At 67.7% G+C, this 19,677-nt stretch carries 13 protein-coding genes and 1 tRNA gene; 5 read left to right on the forward strand and 9 right to left on the reverse strand.

Annotated features, from left to right (window positions below):
* Nucleotides 1-83: 83 nt before the first annotated feature.
* The 4 genes from AWC16_RS03565 to AWC16_RS03580 all read right to left on the reverse strand — a co-directional run bounded on the left by AWC16_RS03565 (nucleotide 84) and on the right by AWC16_RS03580 (nucleotide 1,771).
* Nucleotides 84-160, reverse strand: a tRNA-Ile gene (locus AWC16_RS03565).
* A 61-nt stretch (nucleotides 161-221) separates the two neighbouring features.
* A complete protein-coding gene (locus AWC16_RS03570; RefSeq protein ID WP_085263427.1) occupies nucleotides 222-614 on the reverse strand; it encodes a type II toxin-antitoxin system VapC family toxin in 393 nt (130 codons plus the stop codon).
* Entirely contained in the window at nucleotides 614-868 is a 255-nt protein-coding gene (locus AWC16_RS03575; protein WP_085263428.1) for a type II toxin-antitoxin system VapB family antitoxin, read from the reverse strand. The genes AWC16_RS03570 and AWC16_RS03575 overlap by 1 nt, the downstream gene beginning before the upstream one ends.
* Before the next feature lie 30 nt (nucleotides 869-898).
* On the reverse strand, nucleotides 899-1,771 hold the full coding sequence (locus tag AWC16_RS03580) for a sigma-70 family RNA polymerase sigma factor (RefSeq protein ID WP_085263429.1): 873 nt from the start codon (nucleotides 1,769-1,771) through the stop codon (nucleotides 899-901).
* Nucleotides 1,772-1,849: 78 nt separating this feature from the next.
* On the opposite strand from AWC16_RS03580, the gene AWC16_RS03585 reads away from it, so the two are divergent.
* On the forward strand, nucleotides 1,850-2,233 hold the full coding sequence (locus AWC16_RS03585; RefSeq protein WP_085263430.1) for a DoxX family protein: 384 nt from the start codon (nucleotides 1,850-1,852) through the stop codon (nucleotides 2,231-2,233).
* Nucleotide 2,234: 1 nt separating this feature from the next.
* On the opposite strand, the gene mddA is transcribed toward AWC16_RS03585, so the two are convergent.
* Nucleotides 2,235-2,978, reverse strand: coding sequence for a methanethiol S-methyltransferase (gene mddA, locus AWC16_RS03590; protein WP_085263431.1), 744 nt, complete (start codon nucleotides 2,976-2,978; stop codon nucleotides 2,235-2,237).
* 108 nt (nucleotides 2,979-3,086) lie between these two features.
* Here mddA and AWC16_RS03595 point away from each other — a divergent pair, with 108 nt between their 5' ends.
* Nucleotides 3,087-3,950 (forward strand): alpha/beta fold hydrolase, encoded by an 864-nt coding sequence (locus AWC16_RS03595; protein ID WP_085263432.1) that lies wholly within the window; start codon nucleotides 3,087-3,089, stop codon nucleotides 3,948-3,950.
* 27 nt (nucleotides 3,951-3,977) lie between these two features.
* On the opposite strand, the gene AWC16_RS03600 is transcribed toward AWC16_RS03595, so the two are convergent.
* The gene (locus tag AWC16_RS03600; RefSeq protein WP_085263433.1) at nucleotides 3,978-7,487 is read right to left on the reverse strand and encodes a non-ribosomal peptide synthetase; all 3,510 of its coding nucleotides are present in this window, start codon (nucleotides 7,485-7,487) and stop codon (nucleotides 3,978-3,980) included.
* A gap of 125 nt (nucleotides 7,488-7,612) precedes the next feature.
* Between AWC16_RS03600 and AWC16_RS03605 the strand changes: the two genes are divergently transcribed.
* Both AWC16_RS03605 and AWC16_RS03610 read left to right on the forward strand, forming a co-directional pair.
* Nucleotides 7,613-9,256 (forward strand): (2,3-dihydroxybenzoyl)adenylate synthase, encoded by a 1,644-nt coding sequence (locus tag AWC16_RS03605; protein WP_085263547.1) that lies wholly within the window; start codon nucleotides 7,613-7,615, stop codon nucleotides 9,254-9,256.
* Nucleotides 9,253-14,373, forward strand: coding sequence for a type I polyketide synthase (locus AWC16_RS03610; protein WP_085263434.1), 5,121 nt, complete (start codon nucleotides 9,253-9,255; stop codon nucleotides 14,371-14,373). The genes AWC16_RS03605 and AWC16_RS03610 overlap by 4 nt, the downstream gene beginning before the upstream one ends.
* A gap of 16 nt (nucleotides 14,374-14,389) precedes the next feature.
* On the opposite strand, the gene AWC16_RS03615 is transcribed toward AWC16_RS03610, so the two are convergent.
* Nucleotides 14,390-15,220, reverse strand: a complete 831-nt coding sequence (locus tag AWC16_RS03615; protein ID WP_207572254.1) for a carboxymuconolactone decarboxylase family protein — start codon at nucleotides 15,218-15,220, stop codon at nucleotides 14,390-14,392.
* Nucleotides 15,221-15,774: 554 nt separating this feature from the next.
* Between AWC16_RS03615 and AWC16_RS03620 the strand changes: the two genes are divergently transcribed.
* Nucleotides 15,775-17,148 carry a PPE family protein gene (locus AWC16_RS03620; protein WP_085263436.1) on the forward strand — a complete coding sequence of 458 codons (1,374 nt, stop codon included), beginning with the start codon at nucleotides 15,775-15,777 and terminating at the stop codon, nucleotides 17,146-17,148.
* Nucleotides 17,149-17,152: 4 nt separating this feature from the next.
* Here AWC16_RS03620 and AWC16_RS25475 read toward each other — a convergent pair whose 3' ends face one another.
* Both AWC16_RS25475 and AWC16_RS03630 read right to left on the reverse strand, forming a co-directional pair.
* A complete protein-coding gene (locus tag AWC16_RS25475) occupies nucleotides 17,153-18,355 on the reverse strand; it encodes a PPE family protein (RefSeq protein WP_085263437.1) in 1,203 nt (400 codons plus the stop codon).
* 25 nt (nucleotides 18,356-18,380) lie between these two features.
* Nucleotides 18,381-19,637, reverse strand: a complete 1,257-nt coding sequence (locus AWC16_RS03630) for a PPE family protein (RefSeq protein WP_308213311.1) — start codon at nucleotides 19,635-19,637, stop codon at nucleotides 18,381-18,383.
* Nucleotides 19,638-19,677 lie beyond the last annotated feature (40 nt).

The following is a 19,677-nucleotide window of genomic DNA, read 5'->3' on the forward strand; positions in this document are numbered from 1 at the left end:
CAACTGACAAGCATCAGCCGAAACACTGTCAAGCATCACCCGAAGCCGAAACGTCAAGCATCACCCGACGTAATACAGATTTATGGTGGGGCGGGCGGGGCTCGAACCCGCGACCAATGGATTATGAGTCCACGGCTCTAACCAACTGAGCTACCGCCCCTGGCGTCAACTACGTTCGTTGACTCTACTGATGCCCTCCGCCGTGCCGGTGCACCTGGGTATCAGCGCATGACGCCACTGATGTCGGTGTGCTCGAAGTCGTCGCCTTTGTACAGCAGCGGCTGACCACTGACCTGGGCCAGAGCGTAGGAGAAGCACTCACCATAGTTCAGGGATGCGCGATGCCGCCCTTTCCCATACCGGCGGTAGGCAAGGCGCGCGACATTCGCCTGTTCGGAGTCCACAGCGACGAGATCGACCGCAGCGCGATGCAGCCACAGGTCCAGCTCGCGCCCACCCGGCTCGCCGAACCGGGCTTCGATCACGATCGCCGTTTCCAGATACGACGCTGTCGACATCAGCCGGACCGGGTCGGCTTCGACGGCAGCCTCGAATTGCTCGGCCCCCGGCTCGTCGGTCAACATCGCCACCAGCGCGGAGGTATCGATCACCATCAGACGGGCAATCCACGGTCGTCGTAGCCGATGATCTGTTCGGCCGGCCGGGAATCGACCAACGGCAGCGCCGCGCAGCGGCGACGAATGGCCGCGAGGTCGTCGCTCAGCGAGGCACTCTGCACGCGTCCCCGCTCACGAACCAGTCGCTCCCTGAGCGCAACCACGACAACTTCGGTAAGCGTCTCCCCGGTGCGTGCAGCGAGTTCCCGGGCAAGACGGTCCGCTTCGGGATCCTTGATACTCAGTGCCATGAGTACTGATTCTAGACAATTAGGTAGATTCTAGACAGTCGGCGGATCTGGTAGATCCATACCGGCCAAACGCACCGGGTCGGCGATCGAGACGATGCCCACCAGGCGACCTTCCCGCACGGTGCACGCCATCAAGGCCAGCGCCCGGCCCGTCGGACCCCAGCCCAAGATTCCGGGCTCGCCGTTCACCAGAACACGACGCGCGATGACGCGCGCCCCCTGACCTCGACGGACCGCCTCCACAACGGCGCCGGCTCCGCTCGTGACGGTCACACCGCGGACCGTGTGCTGACGCCACGTTACGTCGGGATCGAGCACCCGCAACAGGGCGTCGAAGTCGCCGTCCTGCGCGGCCGCCAGGAAGGCGTCGACCACCTCACGCTGCGCACGCCGGTCCCCCGCCGGCGTGGGTACGTCCTGGACTTTCCGACGTGCCCGGCTGGCCAGCATCTTGGCGGCGTCGGCCGATCTGCCGACGATCGGCCCGATCTCGGCGAACGGGACCGCGAACATGTCGTGCAGCACGAACGCGAGCCGTTCATCAGGGCGGAGTGACCCCAGCACCACCAGCAGCGCCAGCCCGACCGAGTCCGACAGCACCGCGGTGTCCTCGGGGGTGTCGACGTCGTCGGTCACGACGAGTTCGGGAAGGCCCTGATCAATCGAGACCTCCGGCCGGGCGGCACGCGAGCGCAGAGTGTCGATGCAGATGCGGCTGGCGACGGTGGTCAACCACCCCGGCAGGTTGTCGACCGCATCAACGTCCTGACGGGACAGCCGCAGCCAGGCTTCCTGGACGGCGTCCTCGGCATCCGACCATGAGCCCAGAATCCGATACGCCAGCGCCAACAGGCGATGGCGCTGCTGCTCGAAGGCCTCCGCCAGCTGCGACTCGCTCGTCATCGGTTACCTCTCGTCGTGCCGGTCCGTCATAGGTGATGACGAACCCCACCCGACCGACGTAACCACGAAGGAGCAGCCATGAACACCACCCTGTGGGTCATCGCCGGCGTCGCCGCTGTCGCATTCTTCATCGGCGGCGCAACCCAGGTGCTGATGCCCAAAGAGAAGTACCGATCACTGGCAGTCAGCCAGCACTGGGTCGACGAATTCAGCAGCGGCCAGCTCAAGGCCATCGGCACCATCAAGATGATCGGTGCGATCGGCCTGGTGCTCCCGGCGGCCCTCGGCGTGGCACCGGTGCTGGTGCCGCTGGCTGCCTGCGGCCTGATGCTGTTCATGGCCGGTGCTGCCACCACCAGGTTCCGCCGCAGCGAGTGGGGTTACATGGTCGGCGACATAGCCTTTCTCGCCCTGTTCGCCTTCCTCGCCTGGGGCCGGTTCGGCCTGCAGCCGTTCGCCTGAACTACCGCGGCGCGTTGCGCCGCATGTGAACGGGGATCAGCATCGGGACCCGGCGACGATACTGCCGATACTCGTCGCCGAGTATCCCGATCAGGTCGTGCTCCTCCAGTTGCAGTGCGATCAAGATGTAGCCGGTACTCGCCGCCGCGAACAGCAGGTGACCGGCGGTCATGGTGGGTGTGGCCCAAAACGCGATCACGAAACCCAGCATGAGCGGATGCCGCACCACCCGGTACAACGCTGAGGCGTGGAACCCGACGGGGTTGTACGGCTGTGCCCGCCAAGCGGAGTACACCTGACGCAGCCCGAACAGGTCCAAGTGGCTGACCATGAATGTCGACGCCAGCGCGATCACCCAGCCGGTCCAGAACAACACCCACAGCGCTGTTCGCGCAAGCGGCGTCGTAACGTCCCAGACAATCGACGGGATCGGCCGCCACTGCCAAAACAGCAGCACCAGAACCAGATTCGACGCCAGAACATAGGTGCTGCGTTCAAGGTCCGGCGGCACCAGTCGCGTCAACCAGCGCTTGAACACCGGCCGGGCCATCAGGCTGTGCTGCACAGCGAACACACCCAGCAGCAACACATCGACCAACACCGCCCGGCCCGGCGGCGCCTGCGGACCTTGATCGACACTGCGCGGCACCACCAGGTCGCCGACGAATCCTATGGCGTACAGGAACACGACGAGGAAGACCAGATAGTTGATTGCCCCATATGCGAAGGCGAGGTAACGGGCCATGGCGCCCTCCTTGTGAATAAGCCATAGTAACCCCGGCAACCCGCAGCTCAACAGGGGTTTTGGCTGGGCACTGACATTCGCCCACCGGCGTCGGCTTACGATCCCAAGATGACCGCGGAAACGTTCGTCACCCACGCGCCGGGCGATGTGCGGATCATCGCCGATCGTCACGGCGACCCCGATGCACGGGCGGTGGTGTTCCTGCACGGCGGCGGCCAGACCCGGCGGTCCTGGGCCCGGGCCGCCGCGGCGGTGGCCGAACGCGGCTGGCAGGCCGTCACCGTCGACCTGCGCGGGCACGGCGAATCGGATTGGGCGGCCGAGGGCGACTACCGGTTGGTCAGCTTCGCCGGCGACGTTCGTGAGGTGCTGCGCACCCTGCCGCCGGACCCGGTGCTGGTCGGTGCCTCGCTGGGCGGGTTCACCTCGATGCTGCTGTGCGGCGAACTGGCCCCGGGTGCGGCCAGCGCCGTGGTGCTGGTGGACATCGTGCCGAACATGGACGCCGGCGGCGCCGAACGGATCCAGGCGTTCATGGCTGAGCGGATGGAGTCAGGCTTCGACTCCCTCGACGAGGTCGCCGACGCGATCGCCGCCTACAACCCCCACCGGCCGCGCCCGGCGGACCTGAACGGCCTCACCGCCAACCTTCGCCGCCGCGGTGACCGCTGGTATTGGCACTGGGATCCGAAGTTCGTCAGCGCCAGCGAGGAACTGGCTCCCCTCGAGATCCACGACGTGGACCGGCTCAACACCGCGGTACAGACCATCCTCGACGGCGGCGTGCCGATGCTGCTGGTGCGCGGCCAACTCAGCGACCTGGTCCGGGCCGAAAGCGCCGAAGCCTTCCTGGCCCGCTTCCCGCAGGTGGAATTCGTCGACGTCGCCGGCGCCGGCCACATGGTCGCCGGTGACCGCAACGACATCTTCGCCGACGCCATACTGGGCTTCCTGGCCCGTCACGCAAACTGAGCTCAGCGAAACCCGCCCAATCCTTGCTCAGTCGCGGGGCTCGAGTGCCACCATGACATCGGCCTCCGACATGGCCGCAACTTCGAAGTACATCTCGGCGACCAATTCCATTCGGCCGGTGTCGCTTTCACGGCTGGTCAGCACCTCGGCCAGCGCGGCGACCGTTCGGGCAGCGAACATGTCCGCCACCATCATCCGCGGTGAGTCGAGCCACTCCCGGATGTCGGCCACGACTCGCGTGGCAAGGACCGAATCACCGCCGAGTGAAAAGAAGTCGTCATAGACGCCGACGATGTCGCCATCACGGCCCAAGACGCCCGCGACGATATGACACAGCGCGCGCTCCAATGTCGTTCGCGGCGCGGTGACAGGCCCTGTCGCGCCACCGAACTGCCCGAACTCCTCGGCAAGCAGGCCGACGACGGCCGTTCGGTCGATCTTGCCCGCGTCGGTGAACGGGATCCGATCCACCAGCAAGATCCAACGGGGAATCATGTGCGCGGGAACCAGATCGACAAGTGCGTCGCGAATCCCCCCTGCCGTCAAACCCGAGTCGCCCACGCGGACCAGCGCCGCCAGCCCATCGGAGCCTCCGGCGGCGGGCAGTACCGCAGCCACCGCGGCATGCACGCCGGGGATCTTTCCCAGCGCGGCCTCAACCTCGCCGAGTTCGACGCGGTAGCCGCTGATCTTGATGCGATGATCGGCGCGGCCGACGAATTCCAGCGTGCCGTCCGGCCAGTACCGAGCCAGGTCCCCGGTCCGGTACCAGGTGTGCGGCGCACCGTTGCACGGGTACTCCACGAAGCGCTCCGCGGTCAGGTCGGGACGACCGCGGTAGCCGCGGGCGAGGCCGCGCCCGGTCACCCAGAGTTCGCCGATCACCCAATCCGGGCAGTCGCTGCCGCTTTCGCCGACCACCCGGCAGGCCATGTTCGGCAACGGCACACCATAGGGCACCGAGCTGCCGTTCGCCGGTAGCGCGGCGTCGACCTCGAAAATTGTTGCGTGCACTGCTGTCTCGGTGGCACCACCCAGTCCCGCGAAACGGGCTTGCGGTGCCTGCTGCCGCAGCAGGCGAGCCAGTTCCGGGCGCACCCAGTCCCCGCCGACCGCCACGGCTCGCAGCGACGACAACCGCCCATCGCCGACCGCGAGCAGCATTTCGAGCCAGCCGGGCATGAAGTTGAGGGCGGTGACCCGGTGCTCATGGATAAGTCTGGCCCAGGCGTCGGGGTCACGGCGCTGGTCTTCGTCGACCACGACGATCGCACCACCCGCACGCAGGTTGGCGAAGATGTCCGGCACCGACATATCGGCTTCCAACGTCGCCAGTGACAGCCAGCGATCGGTGGACCCGATGTCGAAATGCCGGATGAGAAACTCAACCGTGCTCATCACCGCGTCGTGCGTCAGCTCCACGCCCTTGGGCTCTCCGGTGGATCCCGAGGTGAACAGCACGTAGGCCAGAGCTTGCGGATCGCTTGCGACAGAGACCGATTCACCCGGGACTGTCGGATCCGAAAGCACCTCGGCAAGGCGGAGCGCGGGCACTGACGAGGGTGCCTGCTGCTCACCGGACAACAGGGCCAGGCGGACCGATCCGGTCTGCAGTAGACGTTCGGCCCGCTCGCGTGGCTGGTCGGCACCGATGGGCAGGTACACCGCCCCCGCGGCCAGGATCCCCAGCACGGCCGGCACCTGCTCGGCGTTCTTGGGTCCCATCACCGCGACCGTGTCACCGCTGTGCACCCCCTCGGCGTGCAGAGCGGCGGCCACCGCCAGTGCCTGATCGCGCAACTGCCGGTAGCTGAGATCACCGGAACTGGCGAAGACCGCAGGAGCATCGGGCTGCAGCTCGGCCTGCCGGAAGAACCCGGTGTGCAACGCCTCGCCACTCGGGTCGGCGAGCGTGTTGTTCACCGCCGCCCGCACGGCACGCTGGGATTCCGGGACGTCCGGCGAATCGGGCGTCTTCCAAGCCTCGGGGTCGGCAAGCCGGTGCAGTTCATCGAGTTGGTGAGCGAACATGGCGTCGGCGACACCGGGCTGGAACGCCTCCTCACGAACATCCCAGTTCACCAGCAGGCCACCGCCAAGCGGGGTCACTTGGGCATCCAGTAGCACCTGCGGGCCCTGGGAGATCGTCCACACCGGCGCGCCGAACTGTTCGGTCACCTCGCCACCGAACAGATCACCGAGCCCGAGTCCGCTGGTGAACACGAACGGCGCCAGCGTCTGGACACCGCGGTGGCGGCTCAGGTCGCGCAGCACCGACAGCCCCGAATAGCCCAAGTGGCGCGCACTGGAGTGCAGCGCCTCCTGCACCGCGACCGCCCGCGACAACGGAGTGTTCGCCTGCGTCAGATCGACATCGAGCATCAACGACGACGTGAAGTCGCCCACCAGCATGTCCACCTGCGGATGGAACGGCTCACGGCCGAACAGCGGCAGGTTCAGCAGAAACCGGCGGCTGGTGGACCAGCGGGCCAGTGTCCCGGCGTAAGACGCCGCGAACGCCATCGCCGGCGTGACGCCGTGGCTGCGGGCCGCGGCGAACAGGGCTTCGCGGGCTTGCGCGTCGAACCAGTGCCAACGCCGGACGCTGCGTCGCGGATCGGCCTGCTCCGATGTCGGGACGAGCGGCAACGCGGGTGGTTCGGGCAGGCTCGGTATCCGTTCGCTCCACCACGGCTGATCCTCGGCTGAGCGGGCCGCCTCCACCGCGGTCATGGCGGCGCGGTACTCGCGGTAGGTGTAGCCCAGCTGCGGCGGCCGCCCACCTCGGTACAGCACCGCGAGGTCGGACATGAGTTTGCGGTAGCTCACGGCGTCGCCTGCCTGCATGTCCAGGTCGACATGCAGTCGGGTTCGGCCGTCCGGCAGCAGGGACAGGCTCAGTTCGAGCACTTCCCCGTCGAGCAACTGGTGAGACTTGGCTTCGCGGGTGGCAAGCAGTTGCCGCTCGACGGCCTCGGCGTCCAGGTCGCGTAGGTCGCTGATCTTGACCGGAAGGTCGCGGTCTCCGATGCGTTGGGTTCCGTCCGGCAGGATCTCGACCCGCAACATCGGGTGGCGGACGGCGAGTTCGGCAGCCGCCGCGGCCAGGCGCTCGGGATCGACTCCGGCACCGTCGAATTCGACGTACAGGTGGGCGGCCACTCCACCGAGTTGCTGCTGGTCGTTTCGGCCCACCCAGTAGGCGTGTTGCAGCGGCGCGAGGGGAAATGGCGCTGCGGGGTCGCTGACATCCGCCACTGACGCGTCGGTGTCCGGCGCGGCGTCGTTCGCGTCGATACCGGCGCCGTGTGCGGCCACCAGGTCCGACCACGCCGCAACCGTGGGGCTGGCCGCCAGGGTCGCGAAATCGACGTCAATCCCCCGTTTTCGCCACCGGCCCGACAGCGACATCATGCGGATTGAGTCCAGGCCGGAGGCGATCAAGTCCTGTGCCGGATCGATGGTGTCGGGACTCACGCCAAGGAGTTCGGCGACCTCGTCACGGACGGACTGTGAAGGTGTCGCACCACCGTGCACGACGCTGCTCCCCTTAAGTTAAGTTAGTATAGGATGGCCTAACTTGGCGAAGGCTACCGCATGGGGGTCGGTCGCACACCACAGTAATTGACCGACGGGAATTGACCGAGGGGCGGTTCGACTGGATGAGCGCTGCACTCCAGCCCGAACTCCTCGCCGGCTTCGTGCCGTTCCCGGCTGACCGCGCCGCCGAGTATCGGCGAGCGGGCTACTGGACCGGGCGCACCGTGGACTCGATCCTCACCCAAGCGGCAAACGAGTGGCCGCAGCGGCTCGGGGTCATCGATTCGAACCGCAGCTATTCCTTCGCAGAACTTGATTCGGCTGCCGACCGATTCGCGGCAGGCCTGGCGCGGCTCGGCATCGCTGCGGGCGACCGCGTCCTGCTTCAACTGCCGAATTCGACTCAGTTCGCCCTGGCGTTCTTCGGCATACTGCGGGCCGGAGCCGTGCCGGTGATGTGCCTGCCGGGTCACCGGGCCGCCGAGCTCGGGCACTTCGCTGATGTGAGTGACGCCGTGGGGCTGATAATCCCCCAGCGTGCAGGAGGTTTCGACTACCGCGAACTTGCCGCGCGCGTCACCGAGGGTCGCCCGGGTCTGCGGCACGTCATTGTCGACGGAGATCCCGGACCCTTCACCGCGTGGTCGACCGTCGCCCAGTGCACAGATCCCGCCGTAGGACGCGCCCATGTCGAAACCTCCTCGCCCGCGCTCCTTCTGGTGTCCGGCGGCACCACCGGCATGCCCAAGCTCATTCCCCGCACCCATGACGACTACGTCTACAACACGACTGCCTGCGCCCGGGCCTGCGAACTGACCGGAGACGACGTCTACCTGGTGGCGCTGCCCGCCGGCCATAACTTTCCGCTGGGGTGCCCGGGCATGTTGGGTGCGATGACGGTGGGCGCCACCACCGTGTTCACCGCCGACCCCAGCCCCGAAGCCGCCTTTGCCCTGATACACCGGCACGGTGTGACCGCAACGGCATTGGTCAACGCGCTGGCGAAGTTGTGGGCGCAGGCCTGCGAATGGGAACCGACCCCGCCGACCTCACTGCGACTGCTGCAAGTGGGTGGCTCGCGGATGGCACCCGACGAAGCCCGCTATCTCCGCGAGACCCTGGGACCGGGGCTGCAGCAAATTTTCGGAATGGCCGAGGGGATGCTGAATTTCACCCGCCCCGGAGACCCGATCGAGGTCGTCGAACAGACGCAGGGTCGGCCGATGTCACCGCATGACGAGCTGCGCGTCGTGGATGACAACGGCGACGATGTGGCGCCGGGCGAGGAAGGCGAACTGCTGGTCCGCGGTCCGTACACGCTCAACGGCTACTACCGCGCAGAGCAGGCCAACGCGCGCTCGTTCAGCCCCGACGGGTTCTTCCGCACCGGCGACCAGGTGCGAATCTTTGCCGACGGTCCGCTCGCCGGCAATGTCGAGGTCACCGGCCGGATCAAAGACGTGATTCACCGTGGCGGCGAGACGGTTTCGGCTTCCGACATCGAGGAGCACATCCTTACCCACCCGGCGATCTCAGCCGTCGCCGCGGTCGCCCTGCCGGATGAGTTTCTGGGTGAAAAGATCTGTGCTGCAGTGATCTTCAAGAGCGAGCAGCTTGAACTGGCCGAACTGAATCGCTACCTGGATGAGCGCGGAGTCTCCGCCCACTCGCGCCCGGACGTGCTCGTCGCGATGTCGTCGCTGCCCATCACCGCCGTCGGGAAGGTCGACAAGAAGCAGATCGTCGCCCAGGTGGGCAGCAGATGACTGCACCGCGCCTCCACCCGCACGACGCGGCCGAACCCATCGCCGTCGTCGGCATCGGCTGCCGACTGGCCGGAGACGTCACCACCCCGACGGACTTCTGGACGTTTCTGCTCGACGGCCGCAGCGCGGTGCGGCAGGTTCCGGCCGAACGTTGGGAGCCGTATCTGCGGCGCGACCCGCGAAACGCCGCGGTGCTGCGAGCCACCACACCGTGGGGCACCTTCTTGGACGACCTGGCCGGCTTCGACGCGGAGTTCTTCGGCGTCTCCCCCCGCGAGGCCGAACTGATGGATCCGCAGCAGCGTCTGGCAGTCGAAGTGTGTTGGGAGGCACTCGAACACGCCGGGATAGCGCCCCGGTCGTTGGCCGGCAGCGACACCGCGGTGCTGATGGGCGTCAACGCCGACGACTACGGCAAGCTGATCATGGAAGACCTGCCGGGTATCGAGGCCTGGACCGGAATCGGCACAGCGCTGTGCGGGGTCGCCAACCGGGTCTCACACCTGCTTGATCTGCGTGGCCCCAGCGTCGCCCTCGACGCGGCCTGCGCTGCGTCGCTGGTGGCCGTGCAGCAGGCCTGCCAACAGCTGCGCGCCGGAGAGACGTCGCTTGCGCTTGCCGGCGGCGTCAGCGCGCTGATCGGGCCTGGCTTGACCCGGGTACTCGATCAGGCGGGTGCCACCGCGCCGGACGGTCGGTCCAAGACCTTCGACATGGCGGCCGACGGCTACGGCCGCGGAGAAGGCGCGGCGGTGGTGGTGCTCAAGCGCCTCAGCGACGCCAGGCGGGACGGCAACCGGGTGTGGGCACTGGTCCGTGGTGGCGCCGTCGCCCATGACGGCAACACGGCGGGCATCATGTCGCCCAACGGTGCCGCGCAGGAGGATCTGTTCCGGCTCGCCTGCGAGTCCGCCGATATCGAGCCCACCAGCGTCGGCTTCGTCGAGGCCCATGGGACCGGCACACCCGTCGGCGATCGGGTCGAACTGGCGGCTCTTGCGGCCGTCTACGGCGCCGGGCGCCCCACGGACGCCCCCTGCCTGGTCGGATCGGTGAAGCCCAACACGGGTCACCTCGAAGGCGGGGCGGGCGTCGTCGGGCTCATCAAAGCGGTACTGGCGCTCGATCAGGAGAAGATCCCGCCGACAGCGGGGATCAGCAAACTCACCACGGCCATCAACTGGGCCGCCAGCGGCTTACGGGTGGCCACCGAAGTCGAAGCCTGGCCACGGCAGCAGGACAGTCCGCGGCGAGCCGCGGTGTGCAGCTACGGCTACGGCGGCACCATCGCCCATATCGTGCTCGAAGAAGCGCCGCTGCAGCCCGCCTCGCATCTCGTGCCGGACCCCGCTGCCGCGCCTGCCGTCGTCCCGGTCTCGGCGCGCTCGCACGCCCGGCTCGCCCGCCAGGCCGAGGCACTGGCCGGCCACCTCCGCACCGGCGACCACTCGCTCGATCAGGTCGCGGCGACGCTGTGGACACGACGCTCCCACGAACGGGTGCGCGCGGCCGTGCTGGCCGACAGTTGCGAAGAACTGGTGGCCGGCCTGGACGCACTGGCCAACGATGCCCAACAGCCTGCCGTGGCCACCGGCGCGATTGTGCCCGGCGCATCAGGCGGAGCCGTCTGGGTGTTCTCCGGTCACGGCTCGCAATGGGAGGGCATGGGTCGCGAACTGCTGGCGAATGAACCCGCCTTCGCCACGGTCATCGATGAGATCGACCCGGTGTTTCAAGCCGAGTTGGGCTTCTCGGCCCGCGAGGCGCTGAGCACCGGTGAACTGGGCACAACTGATCGGGTACAGGCGTTGACCTTCGCCATCCAGGCCGGGCTCGCCGCACTGTTGCGAGACCGCGGCATCACTCCCGCAGCCGTCATCGGCCACTCGGTCGGCGAGGTCGCCGCATGCGTGGCAGCCGGTGTGCTCGACTTGGCGCAGGGAGCCAAGGTGGCGTGCTACCGGGCGCGCGGTTTCCGCAGTGTCGCCGGACACGGGGCGATGGCGCTGGTGGGGCTTTCCTTCGAGGAGGCACGGCGGCGTCTGTGTCAGGGCAGCGACGTGGTGGCGGCGATCAGCTCGACACCGGAGTCCACGGTGGTTTCCGGCACCGTCGAGGCCATCGATCAAGTCTGCCAACGCTGTTCGGAAGAAGGCGTTTCAGTGCGTCGGGTGAACACCGACGTGGCCTTCCACAGCCCGCAGATGGACGCACTCACCGGGGACCTCGCCCGACTTACCGCAGGCCTCCCGCCGGCGGGCGACGCTGACGTCCCGCTGTACACGACCGCGCTGGCCGACCCCCGCTCGACCGCTCCCCGAGACTCGAACTACTGGGTGGCCAACCTGCGTGGTCAAGTGCGGTTCGCCGAGGCCGTGATCGCCGCCGCGCAGGACGGCCACCGACTGTTTCTGGAGATATCAGCTCATCCGGTGGTCTCACACTCAGTGCTGGAAACGTTGCTGCACATGGGAGTTGACCAGTACGGCGTAGTTCCCACCCTCCGGCGTCAGCAACCGGAACGGCGCGCCGTCACCCATGCGCTGGCCGCGCTGTACTGTCACGGTGCGCCGTTCCCGCACGGGCTCACCGCCGACTCACCCTGGACCGACAACTTGCCGGTCACCCAATGGCAGCATCAACACTTTTGGCGCACACCGACTCCCCCACCGGTCGGCGGTGGGATCCACGACGTCGACACCCACACGCTTCTGGGCGGCTCGGTGGATATCACGAGTGCGGTTCCCGCCCGCATGTGGCAGACCCGGCTGGAGATGTCCAACCGCCCCTATCCCGGCGATCATCCGGTGCAGGGCACCGAGATCGTGCCCGCCGCGGTTCTGCTGAACACGATGCTGACCGCCGCCACAACGAATTTGGTGGACGTGCGGCTGCGCACGCCCGTCGCCCCCGGACGCACCCGCGACCTCCAGGTGGTGCTGCAGGAACACTGCCTGAGCGTGTCCTCACGCATCGTGGAATCAGACGACGCACCTACCGATGGCGGCTGGCTGACTCACTGCACCGCGGTGGCCGAGGTCAACGACAACGCCGCGGCGCCGGTCTTCGACATCGCGGCCGTGCAACAACGATGCACAGACGTGCTTCCGTCGACCCATGTCATCGACATTCTGGAATCACTCGGTGTCGCCGCAATGGGATTCGAGTGGGAGATCCGGGAACTGCGCCGCGGTGACAGGGAATTGTTGGCACGGGTCAGCGCCGAGCCCGACGGATCGGTACCGCCGACCTGGGCCGGCCTTCTCGATGCCGCGACGTCGACGGCGTCGGTCCTTTTCAGCGATACCGGACGCCTCAAGATGCCGGCACGAGTCGAGCGGGTGGCCGTGCACGGCCCGCCGTGCGGTGAGGCCCTGCTCCACGCGCGGCGCTGCGCGCAAGGGACGATCACCGACGTCGTGATCACCGATCTCACCGGCACAGTGCTGGTCTCGATGACCGGGTTGGCCTTCGAAGATCTCGAGCGGACCGGAGACCGCGAACTCAGCCGCCTGGTGCACAGATTGGCATGGCACCCGACACCGTGGAGTGAGGACGATCGCCCCGCCCACGTCACCCTGATCGGCGGCGTCGAAGCGACGCGGCAATGGTGTACCCGTGATCTGGCCGCGGCCGGCGTGCCTACCCGCAGCGTCGCCGACCCGGCGGACTTGCCTTCCGGTGATGGCCCGGATGCCGGTGCCGTGGTCCTGGTGCTGACCGAGCCGCACGACGAGCCGAGTGTGTCCATCGATGTGGTTCTGCGGACGCTGAAACACCTTGTGGGACAGCACTCGAAAGCACGCCTGTGGGTGCTGACCCGAAATGTGCACGAAGGCACCGATATCGAACAGTCTCCGCTGTGGGGGCTGTCCCGGGTGGCAGCCGCCGAGCAGCCCCAAGTCTGGGGCGGTGTCTTGGATCTGTCCGAGTCCCGCCTGCCCGTACCCGCCCTGAGTTCGCTGACCGGACACGGTGTGGTCGTGGTGCGCGACGGCATCGCCCACACCGCACGCCTGGCCCCCGCGCCGTGTGCCGGTGAACCCATGCGTTGCTCGCCGGGCGGTACCTACCTGATCACCGGGGGTACCGGCGCGCTCGGACGACAGATGGCCCACCGATTGGTCGATCTCGGCGCCAGGCGCCTGGTACTGGTGTCGCGTTCGGGACTGCCGGACAGGGCGCCCGCGGATGCGGCAACCAGCCCGGAGTTGGTCCAGACCGTCCGGTCGCTCGAGGAACGCGGGGTTTTTGTACGGGTGGCCGCTATCGACATCGGCGCACCCGGGGCCGCTGCGGCGCTGCAACTCGCGTTGACGGACCTGCCGCCGGTGCTCGGCGTGGTGCACGCGGCCGGCATCGAGACGGGTGCGCTGCTGACCGACACAACGCTTGCCCAGGTCAACGCATCCATGCACGCGAAGGTCACCGGCGCGCTGGTGCTGGACGAAGTGTTCCCGCCCGGGATGCTGGATTGGATGCTGCTGTTCTCCTCCTGCGGCTATCTCACCGGATTTCCGGGGCAGGGCGCCTACGCATGCGGGAATGCGTTTCTCGATGCGTTCGCCCGGCAACGCCGCAACCTCGGCGACCGAACCGTCAGCGTCGCCTGGACGGCGTGGCGGGGTCTGGGGATGGGGTCCACCTCCGAGTACGTTGCCGCGCAGCTCGAGTCCATGGGCATGGAAACCATCAGCGCCGATGATGCGATGTGGGCCCTGGACCTGGCGATGCGCGATGACCAGGCCAATGCCGTCGTGCTGCCCGTCACGCCGCTGGCGGCCTCGGTGGCCATGCTGGCCGACATCGCTCCCGTCGAGTCCGACGTCGCCGAATCGGACGATCCGTTGCAGACGGGGTTGCCCGAGGATCCCGCCGAGGCCTCCGATTGGGTCGCCGAACGGGTGTCTGCCGCGATAGCGGGCCAACTCGGTCTACCCGAGGACGGCGTCGACCCCTATGTCCCGCTGATCGAAATGGGCGTCGATTCGATCATGACCGTCGCCGTGCGGCGTCGACTGGAAAAGCAGACCGGGCTGACACTGTCGCCGACACTCCTGTGGGAGCATCCGACGGCGGCCGCGGTGACGAAGAAGATCCTCGAACTTCTCGGGTAGCTCTCGTTGACCGGCGTCAGCCGAAAACGGTCTGGCCATCGGCGCCGAGCAGGTAACGCTCGGTGCCTTCGGCCACCCGCGGAGCGTCTGCCCCCAGCGAGACCGCGATCTTGTTGCCGGCGTTGCGCATCACGTCCAGGGTCAGCTCAACGGCCTGGTCGTCGGTGAAGTGCCGGCGTACGCCGGCAGCGACGTCGGCGTCGATGTGCGCAGGCGTCCAGACCAGGGTGTCGACATAGCGCAGCGCCGCCTTCTGCGGCTCGCTCAGCAGCTGGGAATCCTCGAACCGCTCGATGTCGTCGTAGAGCGTCTCGGATCCTCCGGCGTCGAGTGCGGTGGTCTCCCGCAGTGATTTGCACAGCCGGCAGTTGTGCTGGGCCGCACCACGCAGGCGCACCACCTCGGAGGTCACCGCGTCCAGCGCCCGCAGCCGGGCCACGGCGGGCATGAACCCGTTGAACAGGGCATCGGCCGGATTCCCCGAGTGGTCCCACGCGATCGTCTCCGGCCACGGGATCGCTACGCCCAGAGCCTGCAGACCGGCCCGCACCCGCGGCACGAAGTCGGCGACAAACATCTGTACGACGGCCTCAAAGGCACCGTTCCCCAACGCGTCCCGCAGCCGGTCACGCTGAGCGTCGGTGATCATCGAGACGTCGACGCTGAACTGCTCGGCGAACTCGGCCACCACCGGATCGGCCGCGGACTCCTCGCCCGCCGCCTCCGCGGGCAGCGGCGGCAGCCCCAGGGTACGCGCGCATACCTTGCGGACCAATGCACCGACACCGCCGCCCGACAGCGCCACCAACCGGTTCAGCTCATCAAGTACGTCCACCCCACGAATTATGGACCCTGCAGCAGAAAGCCGAAACCCCTCGGTCACGCGCGCGGCGAGCGGTGATGCCGTTGGTGAATGTCCCGGAGGCTCACCGCATTCAGGCTGCGTCGGCGCTCCCTGCAGTCCGCACTACCCGAGAATGGGTGTCAGACCCGATACCGGTTGGCGCGGCCGCAGACCAGACTGGTGTCACGACGGCTCGGTATGCACCTCGGTCAGTGAGGAATCTGCATACCGTTTTGTTTGCCGGGCGTCTTCATGCCCTGACTGTGCATCTGGCCGGCACCCCCGCGTGCCCTGGCTTCGAGGAGGTGAGATCGACTTGAGTCCTAGTGACGGTCCCTATCCGACAACGCTGAGTGTTTGGTTCCGATCCCTCCCCGGCATCGTTCGCCGTTCCTGAATCGGGTTGTACCGCACTGCTTTGACATCCCCGTGTCTGCTGACCCGGGGCAGTTTCTGGTGCGCACCTGATGGTGACGCGATGCTGCCCACGGGTCGGACAGATGAGGAGATTCGATGTTCTTCGTTCTTTTCGGCCGCCCATTCACCGGAGTGGCTACATGACCGCGCCGCTGTGGTTGGCCTTGCCACCGGAGGTTCATTCGTCGTTGTTGAGCAGCGGCCCGGGAGCCGAGACGCTGCTGGCAGCAGCGCAGGCATGGTCGTCGTTGAGCGAGCAATATGCTTCGGCAGCAACAGAACTGACCGACATACTGGAGTCTGTACGGGCCGGGGCCTGGCACGGTCCCAGCTCTGACCGGTACACGGACTCCCATCTGCCATATCTGGCTTGGTTGATGCGCGCCGGCAACGACAGCATGTCGACAGCCGTCCAGCACGAAACCATGGCGGCCGCCTACACGGCTGCGCTGGCCACCATGCCGACACCGGCCGAGATCGCGGCCAACCACGCCGTCCACGACGTATTGGTGGCCACAAACTTCTTCGGCATCAACACCATTCCGATCGCTGTCAACGAAGCCGACTACGCCCGCATGTGGGTCCAGGCGGCAGCCACGATGGAAAGCTATCAAGCGGTCTCTGACACCGCGCTGGCCTCGACTCCCCGCTCGACACCGGCTCCGCCGATCGTGGCATCTGACGGCGGCAGCGGCGACGACGGCGGTGACGATGGCGGCGGTGGCGGATCGAACTGGATCGAGTCCCTTCCGGCGCTCATTGAGTTCGCCGACCTCTTTGACGAATGGATCATCCAGGCGATCATCTACAGCATCACGGCAAGTCCGGCGTTGATCCCGGCCATTGGAGCAGCCGAGCCCGAGGCGGCGGCCGTCGGTCCGGCCGCGGCCGCCCTGGGGGGTGCGGCAGTTGTCGCTCCCCTGTCAGGGATGCCCAGCGTGTCTACCGCGACACAAAGCGAGCCATGGCCCGCAATGGGAACCGCTCCCCCGAGTGCACCGGCCGCAACCGCCGCCGGGTCCACCCCCGCGTCCGGTCCGAGCGTGACCACCCCGGCGGCGGCGCCGACGGCCGCGGCGGCGGGATTCCGCCACCAACGTGCCGGTGACGAAGGTCCCGATACGCCAGTCGGCCCGACATTGAACGACCGCGACAAGACCCGGGCGCCGTCCTCCGGCGTGAGCGCCGCCGCCACTACCCGGAAAGCGGCATCGGCTCGACGACGGCGCCGGACAGCGGCCAAGGATCCCGGCGTCACGGCGAGCATGAACGCTGGACCGTTGGCGGATGACGAGCCGACAACGGATGGACCGGCCACCTCGACCTTGGCTTCCGCGCACAGCGCAGGGGCACTGGGACTCGGCGGTACCCATAGTAAGGACACCGCCTCTCGCGCAACGGGTTTGACCACATTGAAAGGTGACCACCTTGACGGCGAGCCGACCATGCCGATGATGCCGGCCACCTGGCCCCAGGACGCCGAGCGGCCATCCGACCGTCCGAATGAGAAATAGGCGCCTATCCGGCCGCAGGTGGCCGCGGCATCCGGAAGCGGCGGTCCTTCATCCGGAACACCGCGTTGCTGCCGCTGCGGGGCGCGCCCATCGGTCCCATCACCGGCATCGGGGCGTTGCCCGCTGCGGGCCTCAACGAGTTGGATGCCTCGCCGGGCGCCGCACGGACGGTCAGCGGTCCCGATGACCGAGCAGCCGCGGCGTCTGTCGCCTGAGTTGCCGTCAACCAGCCTTGCGGCACCGACAGCTTCCCCACCGGCGCCGCCTTGCCTGCGCTCGCCAGCACCCCCGTGGGGAAGCCTCGCAACGACGTCCCGGGCGCATCGGCCAGGACCATGGGGCGAGGCGGCAACTCCCCCTTGGCTATTGGGTCTTGTGCGTTCAGGATCGCCATACCGAAGATGCCCTGCGAACCGATGGTGAATGGCACCTGTTGAGCTACGCCCAACACCCCCAGGGTGGGACCGAGAATCGCAAGCTCGGCGACTATCGGCCACGTCATCGGCGGTGTGACCTGGGCGGCGCCCGCTTGCGGCGCCTGCACCGGTGCTGCGGTGAGGATCTGTGACTGTTGCGGGGAGCCCGAAAGTAATTCCGACAAAAGCAGTTTGGTGTCCTGGGCGACAACGTCGGCGGCGGCGCGCGCCGCCGCGGCATGCTGAGCGGATTGCCCGCCTAGGTTGGTGGTCTCCGGCGGCTGTTGAAATGGCGTCGGTGTGCCCGTCGCCGCCGAGGCTCCCGCGTAGCCATACATCGCTGTCGCGTCCTGGGCCCACATCTCGGCGTAGACGGCCTCGGTGGCCGCGATCGCCAGTGCGTTCTGGCCGAAGAAATTCGTGGCCACCAGCATCGCCAGTTGGGTGCGGTTGGCCGCCACCGCTGCCGGTGGCACGGTCGCGGCGAACGCGGTCTCATAGGCGCCTGCCACCGCCCGGATCTGGGCGGCGGTCTGTTCGGCCTGCGCCGCGGTCGCCGTGGCCCACTCCATATATCGGGTGGCAGCCGCCGCCATCGTCGCCGAGGCAGGACCCGACCAGTGCTGGCCCTGCAGGGTCGAGATGGTCGCGGAGTAACCGGTTGCGACTGACTCCAGTTGCCGGGCGATGTCGTCCCAGGCCGCGGCCGCAGCCATCATCGGCCCCGACCCAGGACCGGAATACATCCTGGTCGAATTGATCTCGGGCGGTAGGGCGCCGAAATCAAACATCAATTGCCCCGTCGGCGAGCATCAGCTATCCACCACAGGACGGACGAGGCATCTTGAAGCGACTGGGCGCGACCCGCAAGGCACCGGCGACCGACTGGCGCCCCGCCGCACCCGCACCGGCCATCATTGCCGCCACCGGCCCCATGCCCATCGCCGGAGACGCGCCGGGCATATCCGCCACCGATCCGTCCTGCGAGGTATCCGCGAGGTCTGCTTCCGACAGCCACACCGGGTCTTCGGAAGCGGCCGCCGCCGGGGTGGCATCCGCCCACGCCTGCGGTACCGACAGCCCTCCCACCGGTGGGGCGTCGCCGCCCATCTGGGCAAGCACCTCGTGGCGATCTTCTGCACCGGACCCCGCTGGCGGTGTTGCTTCGTTGACCAGGACCGGTCCCGTCGCGCTGGCCGAGCCTATGCCGGCATTGCCATGGGTGAGCAGGAAGGCGTTGCCGGCCAGCGAGAAGGAACCAATCGCCGAGACCGTACGGGCGGTCTGCATGCCGAAAGACGCCGGACCCAGCAGGACGTTCATGGCCGCGACCAGATCAAGCGGCAAGAACGGGTCTGCCTGTGCAGGCAGTGCGGTAGCTGCTCCCGTCGAGAGGCCGCCGAGCTGCTGCGGCAACGCCGTAAGCAGCTGCGACAGAGAGGCCTGCGAGTTCGACGCACCCGCGGCACCCGCGGAACCGGCGACCGCGGCGGCCTGGGCAGCGCCACCAGCCGGGTTGGTCGTCGGCGGCGGCGGCTGAAACGCCGGCAACTGCGTCGCCGTCGCCGCCGAGGAGGCATAGCCATACATTCCGAGAGTGTCCTGGGCCCACATCTCGGCGTACTCGAACTCGGTGGCCGCGATCGCCGGTGTGTTCTGCCCCAGGACGTTGGTGGCGGCCAGGTTCGCCAGCCGGGCGCGGTTGGCGGTCACCAGTGGCGGCGGCACGATCGCGGCCCGCGCGTTCTCGTAGGCGGCCGCCGCGGCGCGCGCCTGTCCGGCCGCGCGTTCAACCTGGCTCGCCGTCGCCGCCGCCCACTCGGCGTACCGTGTTGCAGCCGCGGCCATCGCCGCGGATGCCGGGCCGGCCCAACTTTGGCCCTGCAAATCCGCGATCACCGAGAAATATCCGTTAGCAAATGAATTCAATTGCGCCGCAAGTCCATCGTAAGCCGCCGCAGCGGTCAGCAATGGCCCCGAGCCAGGACCCGCATAAACTTTTGCCGAGGTGATCTCGGGCGGGGAGATTCCAAAATCCAACATGTCACGTAGCCCCTCTAGTTGCCGTTCCATCGGCGACCAGCGGTGCCGCACTGACCCGCGGTTCGGGCTC

It is taken from the genome of Mycolicibacter longobardus (assembly GCF_002102265.1).
GTDB lineage: Bacteria > Actinomycetota > Actinomycetes > Mycobacteriales > Mycobacteriaceae > Mycobacterium > Mycobacterium longobardum.

Coding starts and splice junctions, on each gene's coding strand:
- AWC16_RS03570 (WP_085263427.1), bottom strand. CDS start 614: ATGGTGATCGATACCTCCGCGCTGGTGGCGATGTTGACCGACGAGCCG.
- AWC16_RS03575 (WP_085263428.1), bottom strand. CDS start 868: ATGGCACTGAGTATCAAGGATCCCGAAGCGGACCGTCTTGCCCGGGAA.
- AWC16_RS03580 (WP_085263429.1), bottom strand. CDS start 1,771: ATGACGAGCGAGTCGCAGCTGGCGGAGGCCTTCGAGCAGCAGCGCCAT.
- AWC16_RS03585 (WP_085263430.1), top strand. CDS start 1,850: ATGAACACCACCCTGTGGGTCATCGCCGGCGTCGCCGCTGTCGCATTC.
- mddA (WP_085263431.1), bottom strand. CDS start 2,978: ATGGCCCGTTACCTCGCCTTCGCATATGGGGCAATCAACTATCTGGTC.
- AWC16_RS03595 (WP_085263432.1), top strand. CDS start 3,087: ATGACCGCGGAAACGTTCGTCACCCACGCGCCGGGCGATGTGCGGATC.
- AWC16_RS03605 (WP_085263547.1), top strand. CDS start 7,613: ATGAGCGCTGCACTCCAGCCCGAACTCCTCGCCGGCTTCGTGCCGTTC.
- AWC16_RS03610 (WP_085263434.1), top strand. CDS start 9,253: ATGACTGCACCGCGCCTCCACCCGCACGACGCGGCCGAACCCATCGCC.
- AWC16_RS03620 (WP_085263436.1), top strand. CDS start 15,775: ATGACCGCGCCGCTGTGGTTGGCCTTGCCACCGGAGGTTCATTCGTCG.
- AWC16_RS25475 (WP_085263437.1), bottom strand. CDS start 18,355: ATGTTTGATTTCGGCGCCCTACCGCCCGAGATCAATTCGACCAGGATG.
- AWC16_RS03630 (WP_308213311.1), bottom strand. CDS start 19,637: ATGGAACGGCAACTAGAGGGGCTACGTGACATGTTGGATTTTGGAATC.